This is a genomic window from Neobacillus sp. FW104-15D2 (genome assembly GCF_058790155.1).
Genome location: NZ_JBYTCJ010000011.1, coordinates 1 through 12665, shown reverse-complemented (window position 1 = coordinate 12665; position 12665 = coordinate 1). Strand labels below are relative to the sequence as shown.

General features: G+C 39.0%; 18 protein-coding genes. 4 read left to right on the top strand and 14 right to left on the bottom strand.

Annotation, left to right across the window (positions count from 1 at the left end; all coding sequences use genetic code 11):
• Positions 1 to 13: 13 nt before the first annotated feature.
• From AC3WR0_RS10530 to AC3WR0_RS10520, 3 genes are all read right to left on the bottom strand, one after another.
• Positions 14 to 328 (bottom strand): MTH1187 family thiamine-binding protein, encoded by a 315-nt coding sequence (locus tag AC3WR0_RS10530; RefSeq protein WP_492552278.1) that lies wholly within the window; start codon positions 326 to 328, stop codon positions 14 to 16.
• A 327-nt stretch (positions 329 to 655) separates the two neighbouring features.
• Positions 656 to 1795, bottom strand: a complete 1140-nt coding sequence (locus tag AC3WR0_RS10525) for a YqgU-like beta propeller domain-containing protein (protein ID WP_492552277.1) — start codon at positions 1793 to 1795, stop codon at positions 656 to 658.
• A 180-nt stretch (positions 1796 to 1975) separates the two neighbouring features.
• Positions 1976 to 3202, bottom strand: a complete 1227-nt coding sequence (locus tag AC3WR0_RS10520; RefSeq protein WP_492552276.1) for a M14 family metallopeptidase — start codon at positions 3200 to 3202, stop codon at positions 1976 to 1978.
• Positions 3203 to 3250: 48 nt separating this feature from the next.
• On the opposite strand from AC3WR0_RS10520, the gene AC3WR0_RS10515 reads away from it, so the two are divergent.
• Positions 3251 to 3493: a hypothetical protein gene (locus AC3WR0_RS10515; protein ID WP_492552275.1), complete on the top strand. Its 243-nt coding sequence runs from the start codon at positions 3251 to 3253 to the stop codon at positions 3491 to 3493.
• 132 nt (positions 3494 to 3625) lie between these two features.
• Here AC3WR0_RS10515 and AC3WR0_RS10510 read toward each other — a convergent pair whose 3' ends face one another.
• Together AC3WR0_RS10510 and AC3WR0_RS10505 are read right to left on the bottom strand one after the other, a co-directional pair.
• Entirely contained in the window at positions 3626 to 4606 is a 981-nt protein-coding gene (locus AC3WR0_RS10510; protein WP_492552274.1) for an ROK family glucokinase, read from the bottom strand.
• 20 nt (positions 4607 to 4626) lie between these two features.
• A complete protein-coding gene (locus tag AC3WR0_RS10505; protein ID WP_492552273.1) occupies positions 4627 to 4830 on the bottom strand; it encodes a YqgQ family protein in 204 nt (67 codons plus the stop codon).
• Between the two features lie 190 nt (positions 4831 to 5020).
• Here AC3WR0_RS10505 and AC3WR0_RS10500 point away from each other — a divergent pair, with 190 nt between their 5' ends.
• Complete coding sequence (locus AC3WR0_RS10500; RefSeq protein WP_492552272.1) at positions 5021 to 5887, top strand: hypothetical protein; 867 nt, start codon at positions 5021 to 5023, stop codon at positions 5885 to 5887.
• On the opposite strand, the gene AC3WR0_RS10495 is transcribed toward AC3WR0_RS10500, so the two are convergent.
• The 8 genes from AC3WR0_RS10495 to AC3WR0_RS10460 form a co-directional block, all read right to left on the bottom strand.
• Positions 5850 to 6680, bottom strand: coding sequence for a rhomboid family intramembrane serine protease (locus AC3WR0_RS10495; protein ID WP_492552271.1), 831 nt, complete (start codon positions 6678 to 6680; stop codon positions 5850 to 5852). The two genes, AC3WR0_RS10500 and AC3WR0_RS10495, sit on opposite strands and share 38 nt — an antisense overlap.
• A gap of 115 nt (positions 6681 to 6795) precedes the next feature.
• On the bottom strand, positions 6796 to 7413 hold the full coding sequence (locus tag AC3WR0_RS10490) for a hypothetical protein (RefSeq protein WP_492552270.1): 618 nt from the start codon (positions 7411 to 7413) through the stop codon (positions 6796 to 6798).
• A gap of 401 nt (positions 7414 to 7814) precedes the next feature.
• Positions 7815 to 8009 (bottom strand): protein YqgO, encoded by a 195-nt coding sequence (yqgO, locus tag AC3WR0_RS10485; protein WP_027320048.1) that lies wholly within the window; start codon positions 8007 to 8009, stop codon positions 7815 to 7817.
• Between the two features lie 94 nt (positions 8010 to 8103).
• Complete coding sequence (locus AC3WR0_RS10480; RefSeq protein WP_492552269.1) at positions 8104 to 9054, bottom strand: L-lactate dehydrogenase; 951 nt, start codon at positions 9052 to 9054, stop codon at positions 8104 to 8106.
• A 25-nt stretch (positions 9055 to 9079) separates the two neighbouring features.
• Entirely contained in the window at positions 9080 to 9844 is a 765-nt protein-coding gene (locus tag AC3WR0_RS10475; RefSeq protein ID WP_492552268.1) for a DUF92 domain-containing protein, read from the bottom strand.
• A 14-nt stretch (positions 9845 to 9858) separates the two neighbouring features.
• Positions 9859 to 10425: a 5-formyltetrahydrofolate cyclo-ligase gene (locus tag AC3WR0_RS10470; protein WP_492552267.1), complete on the bottom strand. Its 567-nt coding sequence runs from the start codon at positions 10423 to 10425 to the stop codon at positions 9859 to 9861.
• A 59-nt stretch (positions 10426 to 10484) separates the two neighbouring features.
• Positions 10485 to 10634, bottom strand: coding sequence for a 50S ribosomal protein L33 (gene rpmG / locus AC3WR0_RS10465; RefSeq protein WP_081679947.1), 150 nt, complete (start codon positions 10632 to 10634; stop codon positions 10485 to 10487).
• A gap of 56 nt (positions 10635 to 10690) precedes the next feature.
• Positions 10691 to 11326, bottom strand: coding sequence for a hypothetical protein (locus tag AC3WR0_RS10460; RefSeq protein WP_051270439.1), 636 nt, complete (start codon positions 11324 to 11326; stop codon positions 10691 to 10693).
• A 326-nt stretch (positions 11327 to 11652) separates the two neighbouring features.
• Here AC3WR0_RS10460 and AC3WR0_RS10455 point away from each other — a divergent pair, with 326 nt between their 5' ends.
• Together AC3WR0_RS10455 and AC3WR0_RS10450 are read left to right on the top strand one after the other, a co-directional pair.
• A complete protein-coding gene (locus AC3WR0_RS10455; RefSeq protein WP_492552266.1) occupies positions 11653 to 12045 on the top strand; it encodes a hypothetical protein in 393 nt (130 codons plus the stop codon).
• A complete protein-coding gene (locus tag AC3WR0_RS10450; protein ID WP_492552265.1) occupies positions 12038 to 12514 on the top strand; it encodes a hypothetical protein in 477 nt (158 codons plus the stop codon). Before AC3WR0_RS10455 ends, AC3WR0_RS10450 begins: the two co-directional genes overlap by 8 nt.
• A gap of 64 nt (positions 12515 to 12578) precedes the next feature.
• Here the strand turns inward: AC3WR0_RS10450 and AC3WR0_RS10445 are convergent.
• The coding region (locus AC3WR0_RS10445) for an IS3 family transposase (protein WP_492552393.1) at positions 12579 to 12665 on the bottom strand (87 nt) is incomplete at its 5' end.

The window sequence follows — 12665 nt, the reverse complement described above, 5'->3', positions numbered from 1 at the left end:
TCTTTCTTTTTTACTATTCCTTTAACAGGCTGTTAACTCTCTCAACTTTGTCTTCCATTTTCCGTTTTACATCTCGCCTGTCATCAATACGCAGGTTTGTTGCAACCCGCTGAAGCCCCTGCTGAAATGGCACCTCGTGCATCGCCTGAATGACTTCAAAAAGAACAGGAAGATCTCCTTCAATAATTGTGTTCATTGGTGTCAGCTGGTATCGGATTTTCCCTTCGTTTTCATACCTTTTCAAAACCTTCTGGATTTCTGCAACATATTTGCTGACACTTGGGGATTCTGTCCCAATTGGAATGACCGTTACATCAACGATTGCCATTATAAACTCCACCTTTTGAAATTTTATTTACCCGAAAATTTTATCATAACCCAAAAAACAAAGAAAATTTGCTTCCTTGTCTTTTACTCTTTTTAGAAACGATTAGAAAATTGGCATTCGCCAAGTTCCTTTGGCGGATGCCCAAGTTTTACTTATCACGCTCAAATCGGCACATCCTGTGCCTTTCGCCTGACTAGGACTTCCTCGGAAAAGCTAGTGCTTTTCCTTCGTGCGATGATATTGCTGACGAAGCCTTCCTTATCCTGTCCGTCGTGCGTTCAGAATTTATGGATATAAATTTAGCTAAAAAAGAATAACGGCTTCCCGTTATTCTGATATGATACTGTATATTTTTTTAGAATTTAAATCAATTACTTTTTCAAATCTGTTTCCATATAAACAGTAATTCCCTTCAGGACTGCAATTAATAGGGGCATTTTCAAGCCTATCAATAATTACCTTTCCGTTTGTCTCTTGCTTTTCCAATTGATAGGAAACTAGTTGAAATCCTTCGTTATAGGTGTCAGCTTCACCGCTTTTTAAAGGTTTTAACGTTATAAACTGATTCGTTTTCTCATTATAGTCATAAAAGGGGACAAGCCAGCCTGAGAATTTTGCCAGTTGGGGCATTGAAAAAGTAAGTATTTCGGTTAAGTTGCTATCATAAAAAGAGTAAATAGCATTCTTTGTATTATTATCCTTTAGGGAAATGGTCACCAGCATATCTTTAAAAGCGGAAAAGTGGAAAACCTTCGGAAATAAAGTAGCAGCTTCCAGTGATCCTAACTGTTGTGATATTAGGGGAGCAAATAATTGCTGACTATTATTATCCCAATTCAAATACACAAAACTATTCCGATGATTCCATTTAACAAAGGGCTGGGGCAAGGATAATTCCTTGAATTCCTGCTTTTCAAGATTTAAGAGGTATGTGTTAAAGCTCCAGTCCTCCTTAAATGCTGAAATGAAAATTTCTGAAGTATTATAAGGATTCCATTCAAATTGAAGTTCGAAAGAAGGTATGGATTTACTCCAAATCTCGTGGCCAGTTTTGTCGATAATGGCTAAGTTGCCCTCAAAGGAGGAAGGTGAGGATTGAATCAAAAAATATTTTTTATCCGGGCTGACTTGAACGGCAGCGACGGGAAAATCACTTTTATACAAAAGACTGCTTTTTCCGGTGGGTAAATTGTACTCATACACGTTAGACCCTGATACAGTATTGGCAATATAGATAAAATCGTCATTCGAAGCCCAGCCGCTTATTTTAAAAATCTCCCCTTCCGGAGCTTTTATTGGAAGCTTCCACTGCCTGGCAAGGGGTTGTTCGGCACGTTTTTCAGAATGGACCTTGTTTTTTTCCACAACGGTATTAATAGTACCTTGGTTTGTTCCCGTACAGCCAGCCAACAGGAAAAAAGGAACTATACAACAAACTACTGCCCTGCAGCAGTTAATTCCTAACAATTGGTCCACTCCTTTACATTACTATAATTATAGAATAAGACGACTCCGAGCTTTAGAATGTTTCAACTTTTTGTAGTAATAAAAAAAATGATAGTAATTACCTAGATTAATTTGTTTTTGCTTTCTAAAACAAACAGGAAAAGCCTAAAGGACGGCTTTTCCCTGTCAACCATCGCATTTTTATTTACCCTTATTTTTTGAGGTGTAGTCATTTATTGAATGATTATTTAAAAGAGCTATAAATAGGCCGCTTACGTCATGGATAATCTGATTAATTTGAGAAAGTGGCAGTGGATTAATCCCCTTGCCAAGTTCAATTGTAAAGCCTGGACGGCGAAACTCCTGAATAAACCAGTCTTTATATCCAGCATGGCTGTCTACATTCCTTATTGCCTTGTAACCACTGGCTTTTTCAAGCTCTGTGGCTATTATTTCTGAATGCTCAGGCTCATACCCCTCATATCCCCAGTAGAATTCCTTTCCCTGTGTATGAAAAGCAATCACACTATCAAAATCATTTTCCTTTGCCAGTTCTGCAAGTACAATTGCCTCAGGTTCAGTCAAAGGGGCTTCACCTGGATAATCTCTAGGTGCAGGAGCTTTGGGCAGCTTTCTTTTCTTCTCAATTTCCCACTTTGCAGGAAATTGATTATTCAAATCTATTCCCCTTATATTAGCCTTCCAGTGAAAAAACTCAGTACTGCCTTCGTTCATTTTTAGCAGCTGATCAGCCAATTCCATAGGCGGTCCTTTAACTACTAAATCTACGCCATCCGGGTTAACCATTGGTACTACTGATAATTCAATCGTATTGTAAAATGAAAAAGGATCGATGCCTCTCATTTGAAAACTGTTCCCCAAAGATAGCAAATACATATCAATTAAATTCATTAACACCAGCGAGGTAATCCATTCATTTGCATGAAAGGAGGCATTAATATGAACCTTTCGCCGTCCTTTTCCAATCCTTAATTCCTGAATGGGCTTGCCTAGTACACTCTTTCCTATTGTCTTGACTGAAAGAAAAGGATAGATAGATTGCAAACGTTCCAAATCCCTGGCAAGACTTTGGGAATCATATGCATTTGACAAAGGAACCTGTGGAACAGAAACCCTGTGTGGGACAATAATCGTTTCGCCCTTCCTTAATCCTTCCTTCTCCCCCTTTCCATTCAAAAATGACAGCAGACCCACTGGCACACCTGTTAAGGTGGAAATCCTCCAGAAAGAATCCCCTTCCTTTATTTTCAACTGAATCTGATCATATCCTGGAATATGAATGGCTTCATCAACCTTAATATTTTCAGATTCGATGCCTGGATTGGAATCAATTAACAGCCTTTCAGGCACTTTAAATAATTGGCTTAATTGCCAAAACGTATCGTGTTTACGTGCTTGTATCTTCACTCTCTCCCTCCTCTCTGTCATAAAAACATATGATAAAAAAGAGGAAAGATGAGTATCCAATCTAAAAATGAAAACGGGGAACAAAACTTGGAAATTTGCCTTTTTCATAAAGCTTTTCCTTCGTGCGATGCGGATGCCTCGGAAACTTTCCTTGTCCTGGTTTCTGAAGTCGTTTCCGCTTATGACCTCAAGCTGTTCGAATCATCGCTATCGGCCATGGTCCTCACAAGATATTCAAAGAAGCATATTCTCGCGGAAAACTGGCAGGGCGATGGAGCTGGGTTACAATAACCTAGTTCGGAGTTATCCATAAGGTAAAAATCAATAATTCAAAACGAAAATAAAGCGTGAACTCAATTGTGAATTCACGCTTAAAACGATTATTTCTAAACTTTAGCGAATAGATCTACGGTCTCATTATCCTTATTGAATAAATGCTGGATTATTTTTGATAAGCCATGCAGCCCCAATTACCCCTGCATCATTGCCCAAAGTAGCTAGAGCAAGATCAGTGGACGCCTTTACTCTCGAAAAAGCAAATTGTTCAAATTGGACTCTTATTTTATCCAGAAGGAAATCTCCTGCTTTTGAAACTCCACCGCCAATGACAATTTTTTCAGGGTTTAAGGTGTTTCCAATATTAGCAAGAGCAAGCCCAAGATGGAAAGCTACCTTATCAATTACCCTTCCAGCAGTTTCATCACCATTACGTGCCGCATCAAAAACATCCTTCGCGGTAAACTGTCCTGTTTGAGAGTAGAGCTCCTGTAATGTACCGCTAGAGCTTCCTTTGCTTAGCTCTTCTACAGCAAGTCTTACAATTCCTGTCGCAGAGGCAACGGTCTCAAGACATCCTGTTTTTCCGCAATTACAAGGTGCCCCGCCTTCAGGAATAGAGGTAATATGTCCGATCTCTCCCCCGGCACCAGTTGTGCCCTGAACAATCTCTCCGTTTGCAATAACCCCGCCGCCTACACCAGTACCGAGCGTTACACATACCAAATCCTTGGCACCGTTTCCGGCACCCTTCCACATTTCGCCTAGTGCGGCACAGTTGGCATCATTATCGATTACAGAGGGAAGCGAAGTTTCCACTTCAAGAAGGTCTTTTATTGGATAATTATCTTCCCAACCTAAATTGACTGTATTATAAACGACCCCAGTTCCGTAGTTAACAGGACCAGGCACACCCATTCCAATACCTGCAAGCTTCGTTTTTTCCTGTCCGAGCTCCTCAAGCTTATGGTCAATGGCTTTAGCTATATTGATTGTAATGTTTTTCCCTACATTGGAATTATCAGTGGGAATCTCCCATTTATGAATGATCTCTCCGTATAAATTAATAAAAGCAAGTTTGGTTGTTGTTCCACCTAAATCTACTCCTACAATCCATTTCTCTGCCATCTCTTAGCACCTGCTTCTCTTTATTTTTTCTTATCTATTTCTTTTTGTATTTCCTGTCTCAGTAATAATAGGGCACTATTGAAGTCCTTTTGTTCTATCAGCTGCGCATTGTACAGCTCTGTGATTTCGGCTTCCATTAATTCGAGATCCGCAACCCTTTCCCCAATATAAATAATTGTTCCATACGTTTTTAAAAATTGCTGGATTTCATAAATTGATCTCATGAGATGTCCCTTCGTTCATGATATAGAGAACATTTTGTTTACAACAAAATAAGTATAATCGAAACATTCTTCGCTCTCAAGGGAATTATAGGCAAGCCTATTAACATTCTATGACGCTATTTTATACATTACTTCCAAACTTGTCCCATATATTTAAATAAGATAGAAAGTTGAAAAGGATGGTTGCCCAATGAAGAAGCTACTTCTCATTATTCTTGGTATAGCCCTAATAGTATCAGCATCTATGCAATTTTTTTCTCAAAATAAAGAACCTGTTCAGGAAACCATCACCTTTTTTCCCATCGACCCCAATGCCTATTATCTTTCAGCGTATACTACTCTAATAGAGACGCCAAAATATGATGTTGAGTGGAATACTAGTTCAGTTCTGGACAGAAAGGCATACCTGCGACAGGATGTCTCACTGCTTTTTTCAAATGGAAGATTGATTAACAAAATGGGAGAGTGGCGAACCGACACTCAAAAGCTTTTTCAGAAAAAAACGGTGCCTATAAAACAAAGTGGCAAACTTGATAGTGTTACATTTCATTATTCTGAACTCCATCCAAAAGGCGGGCGAATTTTCAGTGCCCAAACAATGACTTCGGATATTCTTTATTTTTTCGAGTCTTCTAAACAGCTGCCACATTTTTTTTCAAAACCTAAAACACGGGAAGAACAAAAATGGAAAACACAGCTGGAAGTCAATGAGAAAAATGTACTGGACCATGCTTTCGCAAAGGGTGTCAGGAGGTTTTCAATCCCTTCTGACCGCTATAACAGTTACCCTCTTACCAAATTTGTTTTTGGAAGGAACGAAACCATACCTGGCTTTTCCCAGGCTGTCACCAGCAGGATACTGGGAAATCTGTGGGAAGGAATCTATAAAAATTATTTTTTGGGAATAAAAAAAAGGAATGGTGCCACTACCGACCCTGTTGGCAGTACCATTCCGATTATTATGATTGCAAAAGATCATTCTCATTTGCTTGTTTTATTTGAAGCTGCTGACGGTGAACCTATATACCTCCGCCAGTTGATTGAAGGTGATCGTTAATCTGTTTTACCAGGCTGGAATAATCCTTATTACTCGGATTTAGTTTGGCAGCCTTTTTCGCATATTCAAAAGCTTTATTCCAGTCCGTTTCATCGAGGGAAATGAGAGCAAGATTGTAATAGGCTTCATGGAAGCCCGGTTCTAGTCGGATGGTTTTTTCTAAGTGTTGCTTAGCTTCTGCGAGCATCCCTTGTTTTATCTCAGTATAGGATAAAAGGAAGTAAACCTTGGCAGAAGGATGATCCGATTCTTTCTCAAGCTTATCTAATTCCTTATATGCTTTTTGGTAATCTCCCTTTTTCACATACTCCTGTGCGAGCATAAAAACAGTGTTCTCATCACGTGCTGCTGCCTTTCCACTAAAACCATAGGAAAGGGAAAACCAAATTACAGCTGCTGTTGCAACCAAAAATAATAATTGCAGCAGGAGCTTTTTTCTTTTTGGAAAATGTACAATTCCGGTTGCCAAAAATCCTCCTGCCAGCCCTCCCAGATGGCCCACGTTATCAATCCCAGGAGCAGTAAATCCAAATACCAAATTTATTACCAAAAGAACGATAACATTCATACCAATGGTCCTAAAAAACTGCTTCGGATAAATGACAGTCAAATAGAGAAGTGCACCAAAACAGCCAAAAATGGCTCCACTCGCACCAGCAGAAACTTGTGGGCTGAATAAAAAGCTTGCTATAGAAGCAGTAAATCCTGCAATCAGATAAATAAATAAAAAGCGTGCTCTTCCGAAAAGTCTTTCCACTTCCGTGCCGAGATAATATAAAGCTAATGTATTCATGGCCAGGTGAAGAAAACCTATATGGAGGAAAATAGGAGTAATAAACCGCCACCATTCTCCCTGAAGAATCAAGGGATTATATTTTGCACCATATTTTATTAGCGTGGAAGTACTTTTACTTCCGCCATGAAATTCTAAAAAAATAAAAACAGCGAATCTGAATAGCCATCAGCAAATATGTAAGGAATGGTTTTCCCTGATTGTAAATGGCTCTTTCCTGCTCAACTCTTTTAGCAGATAATTGAAGAGCTGCATTCTTAACCTTATCAATCTCTTCTGGAACATATTCTCCCTGGATGGGAAATGAGACCTTTGTTCCCATTAAATCAGAAAGTTTATTAAGAGCACCCTCATATTCCTCGCGTGCCATAATGACCGTGCTGACAGAGGTCCGGCTGCTCTCTGGAAAAATGAATGGTTTATTTATTCGAAATTCATACTCGTCTACGGGTGGGTAAGTGCTCGAATATATATTGACAATATGAATATTTCCTCTGGATACTTGCTTGCGTATCCTTTCCCCATTAGCCGCGACTAGTTCTATATCCCTTTGCATGGTGCTGCCCCAATTGAGATCCTGGCATAGCAGCCGGATTATGGGCGCACCTTTTTGATTCAGCTTTTCAAGCCATAATTCCTTTTGATTTTGAAAAAGCTGGATCACTCTATATCCATGATCATGAATAAAAGAATAGGCCAATCTCCAAAAAACAAACTCTTCTTGATAGCTCAAAGTTTCCCCTACCTTCTCCCTGTTAGCCAGTGAGCTTTTTTGTATGGTGCTCATAACAATATTAATTCATTTTTTCCTCTTAAACTTCATTATAAACCATTATTATATGAATACATTATTACAATTAAGAAAAGAGCTAGCTCCCGTTCGCTGGAGCTAGACAATTTAAAAGGTAAAAGTTTTTACCTTCTCCATTAGAGAAAACTGTGCGATTGGCGAGGCCTTTAAGTGAGAGCAGAGCCGATGTTGCGCTTATCACGCTCCAAAGTCCGCATCCTCGAAAAAAGCTTGCTTTTTCGTGCGAGGCAAAGTTGACGAATTTTCCTTGTCCTGGCTGTCGTGCGTTCAAAATTTAGGGAGCTAAATTCTGATTAGCAAAAAGAAAAAACCATCTGCGGTTTTCACCTCTCAGATGGTCCTCCAAACATTGATTGCATCATTTTGTTTCTTATACCCGGAATATTCATAACAGACCCCACAGCCATCCTCCGAATCCATCCGGTTCCAAGAAGCACATTCATCAACCGGTAGCGGTAGCGGTAGCCAAAATATCCGACTGATCCGATCATAAGTATCGATTTCAGCATACGTGGCATTTATATCCCTCCCAGTTATAGTTTGTATTCTTATTCTGTTTTTATCCATAGAAAAAAGCTGGAGAAATAGGCTGCCAAAATAAGCTGAAAAAATCTACCTATTGAAGACCGGTTCCATTGTCTTCTTGAGCACATTTACAGAATGGCTGAATTTTTGTATCTCATCTTCCGTTAATTCAAGTTCTACTACCTCTCTTATCCCGTTACGGTTTACAACTGCAGGAACACCCACATAAATATCCTTTTCGCCATATTCACCGTTTAGATAAGCTGATACGGTCAGCACAGAGTTCTCATTTCTGAGAATTGCTCTCGTAAGCCTTACAAGGCCCATAGCAATTCCATAATAGGTAGCTCCTTTTCGTTCAATGATATGATAGGCAGCATCTCTTACATTTGTAAAAATGTTTTCTAGATCTTCCTGTTTAAAGTCTTGTTTATTTTTTGTCCATTCAGATATAGCTGTTCCAGCAATATAAGCATTGCTCCACACTGGCAGCTCAGTATCACCGTGTTCTCCGATAATATAGGCATGGACATTTCTAGTATCCACATCAAAATACTGGCCAAGAAGAAAACGGAATCGGGCTGTATCAAGAATCGTTCCAGAGCCAATAACGCGCTCTTTCGGCAATCCGGAATATTTCCACACTGCATAGGTCAAAATATCAACCGGATTGGTAGCAACAAGGAAAATGCCATCAAACCCGCTTGCCATTATTTCATCTACAATTCCTTTAAAAATTCGCGAGTTTTTTTCAACCAGATCAAGTCTTGTCTCTCCAGGTTTTTGGTTCGCCCCAGCTGTAATTACTACAAGGTCAGCATCTTTACAGTCGGAATAATCTCCGTACCAAATCTTCGTTCTGGAGGGGGCAAAAGGAAGTCCATGATTCAAATCCATTGCATCGCCCTCGGCCTTTTCCTTATTTAAGTCAATCAGAACCAATTCTTCTGTTATCCCCTGGTTTAGAAGGGCAAAAGCATAGCTTGAGCCAACGAAACCTGTTCCAATAAGAGCTACCCGGTTTACTCTATTTAACATATTCTCTCCTCCGTCACTATTAAAGTTAAATACCGTATACAGCCACAGCCAATATAACAGCAAAGGCTCCTGAAAGAAAGTTAACAAAATCATTATCCAACAACGCAAGGCCGCGTATTCTTTCCGCAGCTTGTCCGCAATGAAAAGCTTTTTCGGTTTCCAGCCCGCAAGAGGGACATTTATATACCTTCTGGAAATATGCACCTAAAAAAGTGTCAATCAGATTTCCTGCGAAACCCAAGAAAAAAACTAGAAATGCCAGGGAGGCAGAAATCTTAAATAGCAGGGCTCCTGTTGCAGCTATAAGAAAAGCACCCGCCAAAGCTGCGATTGTGCCAAGCAGACTGACTGCCCCAGAAGTTCCTTTATCAACCGGTTTTAACGTTTTTAGACTAATAGGCATGCCTTTACTGAGGGATCCGATTTCAGAAGCCCAGGTATCCGAGTTTGCACTTGCCAAAGCGGTAAGAAAGCAGATTAGTGTGACGGGAAGCTCATAAAAAGAATTTATTATCCCAAGTACTGCAGCCAAGCCTCCATTAGCAGCCACCTGCCGCCAATCCCTTCTGGACCCTTTAGCCAATTTTTCTTCAATCCTTATTTTTTGTGAACTCTTGTATTTGGACCATAGGCTGGAAGAGGCAAAAAAGACACCGAGCAGGATAAGTCCTCTTACTCCAAAACCAGCATAAATGGCAATTCCAGTGATTATAGCTGCTGCAGTCCCCGACACAGTTAAGGATTGTAAATAATATCCAGTCAATGCAATAATGACTATTACTGATACCATTATTAAATTTCCCATCATCCTGGTTCAATAATCCCCTTTTCCGTAATGAGTTTTGAAACCGGAAGGTCATGCTGTTCAACAGGAAGGTTTTCATTAATTTGGGGTGTAAAAGCGAGAGAAGCTGTTTTACCAGTATAGGCAGATAAATAACGGTCGTAATATCCTCCGCCAAATCCAACTCTGTATCCTTGGAGGTTATAGGCTACGCCAGGAACAATTAATAAATCAATCTCTGAAGAGACTGTTTCTTTTGTTTCCTTTTCAATTGGTTCGTACAATCCAAAATAAACTGATTCAAGCTGTGTAAAGGATGTTAATGTTCTAAATGTCATGCTTTTATCCTTAGGGTTGCATTTAGGAATGACAACTGTCTTTCCAAGCTCCCAGGCTTTACGGATAATCTGGTATGTATCTACTTCAGGTGCCTTGGAAATCGTCAGTCCGATGACGGCTGCTTCATTCCACTCTTTTGTTTCATATAAAGCCCGCGCAATGGCCAGGGACCAATGTTCATAGAGGGGTTTAGACAGTGCTGATAATTTTTCCTTTATCTCTTGTCTCAGCTCAGATTTTTCTTTCATTAGGAGACCCTCCTTCATATATTTATGCATAAAAAAAACAGCAGGAATACACCTGCTGTTTATTTTGTTTCGCGATGAGTTGTAGATCGCTTTTCTCTTGGGCAATATTTCTTAAGCTCAAGACGATCAGGATTATTTCGTTTATTTTTTGTTGAAATATAGTTACGATCTCCACACTCTGTGCAAGCTAACGTAATATTTACACGCATGTTTTTCCCTCCAAACAATTTGCAGCTAAGTTCGTTCATACGACTTTTCTATAATATCACTTTTCAAAAGGAAATGCTAGTCTGTTTTTTAAAAGTGAGCGATCTAATGAAAAAAGTTCCGTCTTACTATCCCCCATAATAGACCAGCAGTGGATTTTCACGGTTTCTTTTGGAGCGAAAATTTTTTCGTAAGTAATAATGCTGGCAGCATCTCCCTTTACCATTGGCTGATACTTTAAGCTCCCTTTTTCAAGATTAGCCCATATTTGATCGGTGTACACATTCCAGTATGGCAAAATAGTACTTTGTTTTTTAAAAGCCCCTTTGCTGTATGCATTAACTAAGTTAAGCTTTTGATCGGCGAGATGATACGTTACCGAATCAGTCGGGGAAATGAAGGCAAAATGTCCCTTTCCTGGATGAGGATGATGGTTCATCATTAAAATTTTAATATTAAGCGGCTTTGTGCTTTGACTGCTAACATAAATATTAAAAAAGCGAATTTTTGAATGGATTTGTTCCATGTGAGTTTTTATTAAAACTTGTTCTTCATAAAAAATCTTTTCCCCTGCATTCGTAATCCAGCATGCTTTGCCGTCGACCCATATTCCCGGGATAAAGTGTAATTGTTCCCCCTCAGCCGATTTCAAGGGCGTTTCTGCATCTCTAAACTCCATTTTTAAATTTGTCATGGTCTGCCCCTCTTCAAGTATATCTACAGTATTTTTCTTTAAACAGATAATATATGCTCACATTTCGTTTTTATTACTCTTATCGTAGCACCGCTACAGACGCGGTACAATAAACGCAAATTGTCGGATTCTGCTTTCTATTGAGGGGGCTTGTTTTGAGGTGCAATATTTTTTTCTGATTAAACAACTTTGTTCCTGTTCGACAGAAACAAGTAAAATTTTCAAACTCCCCTTCGACCTTCAGCGCCATTTTTTTTGGAAAATATCGAAAATCCATTTAAATAATGATAGAATATTTTTTGTATATAGGAATGAGGTGTTTTTTTATGGCAGTAATCATGCTTGGATTGCTTGGCTTTTCTATTATTTTATTCATCATCTCTTTTTTTCAAAGAGATTCATATAAATCCTTAAAAGATGAATTTGACCAATTTACGATGCAGCAAGTACAAGAGAATTATTTGCTAAAAAAGAAGCTAAGGGTTTTAGAAGAAGAACTATTGGTCAATGACATTGAGGCTCCTTCCGTTCCGTTAAAATTCAAGGAAGAGGGCAGCCGAAACCAGAGAGAAATTCATAATATTATTAAAAATCAGGTCTTGGCTCTTGCACAGCAGGGGAAACCAATGGAACAGATCGCACAGCAATCCTCTCTTTCGATTAATGAAGTATATGCTATTTTAAAAGAATTTTCCGAGTGGGGAAAAAACAATGGATAAACGCAGTCTGAGGGGTTTTGCTACTGGTATCATTTTTGCATTAGGTATATTGGGAACTTTTTATTATTCTTTTCTTCCAAAGGAAACAACTTCTTTTAGTAACCAGGCTGCAAAGGTTCAAGTAGAAAAAAACGGCTATGTTGTAATGAAAAAAAATGAATATACAGCATTAAAAAATAAGGCCTCACTAACTAAAAGCTCATCTGTAACCGGCAAAAAAGGGACAGCTGAAACAAAAACCGAGGAGCCGGCTAAAAAAGAATCTTCCTACCGCCTGGAAATAAAGTCAGGAATGAATACAGAGGATATCGTACACGAACTAGCAGTTCAAAAAATTATTGAAAATGAAAAGGAATTTGCGTTTTACCTAACCCAGCATCACTATGAGTCAAAGGTACAGCTTGGAAGCTTTGAAGTCACAAGCGGTATGGATTATGAAAAAATTGCAAGGATTATCACTAAACAATAAGTGTTTAATAGAACAAAAAGGGACTTCTTAAATTGATGTGACCCCCAAAAGTTAGAGTTTTATATTAAGCAGCCGATTGGCTGGTATGAATCCGGTATTGTACTGGACTCATGCCAGCCAATTTTTGTTTTATACGCTTGTTATTGTAATA

What these genes read in the sequence shown, in the direction of transcription:
- AC3WR0_RS10530 (WP_492552278.1), bottom strand. Translation starts at nt 328, where the DNA reads ATGGCAATCGTTGATGTAACGGTCATTCCAATTGGGACAGAATCCCCA.
- AC3WR0_RS10500 (WP_492552272.1), top strand. Translation starts at nt 5,021, where the DNA reads ATGAAGAAGCTACTTCTCATTATTCTTGGTATAGCCCTAATAGTATCA.
- AC3WR0_RS10480 (WP_492552269.1), bottom strand. Translation starts at nt 9,054, where the DNA reads ATGTTAAATAGAGTAAACCGGGTAGCTCTTATTGGAACAGGTTTCGTT.
- AC3WR0_RS10495 (WP_492552271.1), bottom strand. Translation starts at nt 6,680, where the DNA reads ATGAATACATTAGCTTTATATTATCTCGGCACGGAAGTGGAAAGACTT.
- AC3WR0_RS10510 (WP_492552274.1), bottom strand. Translation starts at nt 4,606, where the DNA reads ATGGCAGAGAAATGGATTGTAGGAGTAGATTTAGGTGGAACAACAACC.
- AC3WR0_RS10515 (WP_492552275.1), top strand. Translation starts at nt 3,251, where the DNA reads ATGAGTATCCAATCTAAAAATGAAAACGGGGAACAAAACTTGGAAATT.
- AC3WR0_RS10470 (WP_492552267.1), bottom strand. Translation starts at nt 10,425, where the DNA reads ATGAAAGAAAAATCTGAGCTGAGACAAGAGATAAAGGAAAAATTATCA.
- AC3WR0_RS10455 (WP_492552266.1), top strand. Translation starts at nt 11,653, where the DNA reads ATGGCAGTAATCATGCTTGGATTGCTTGGCTTTTCTATTATTTTATTC.
- AC3WR0_RS10450 (WP_492552265.1), top strand. Translation starts at nt 12,038, where the DNA reads ATGGATAAACGCAGTCTGAGGGGTTTTGCTACTGGTATCATTTTTGCA.
- AC3WR0_RS10460 (WP_051270439.1), bottom strand. Translation starts at nt 11,326, where the DNA reads ATGACAAATTTAAAAATGGAGTTTAGAGATGCAGAAACGCCCTTGAAA.
- AC3WR0_RS10505 (WP_492552273.1), bottom strand. Translation starts at nt 4,830, where the DNA reads ATGAGATCAATTTATGAAATCCAGCAATTTTTAAAAACGTATGGAACA.
- rpmG (WP_081679947.1), bottom strand. Translation starts at nt 10,634, where the DNA reads ATGCGTGTAAATATTACGTTAGCTTGCACAGAGTGTGGAGATCGTAAC.
- AC3WR0_RS10475 (WP_492552268.1), bottom strand. Translation starts at nt 9,844, where the DNA reads ATGGTATCAGTAATAGTCATTATTGCATTGACTGGATATTATTTACAA.
- yqgO (WP_027320048.1), bottom strand. Translation starts at nt 8,009, where the DNA reads ATGCCACGTATGCTGAAATCGATACTTATGATCGGATCAGTCGGATAT.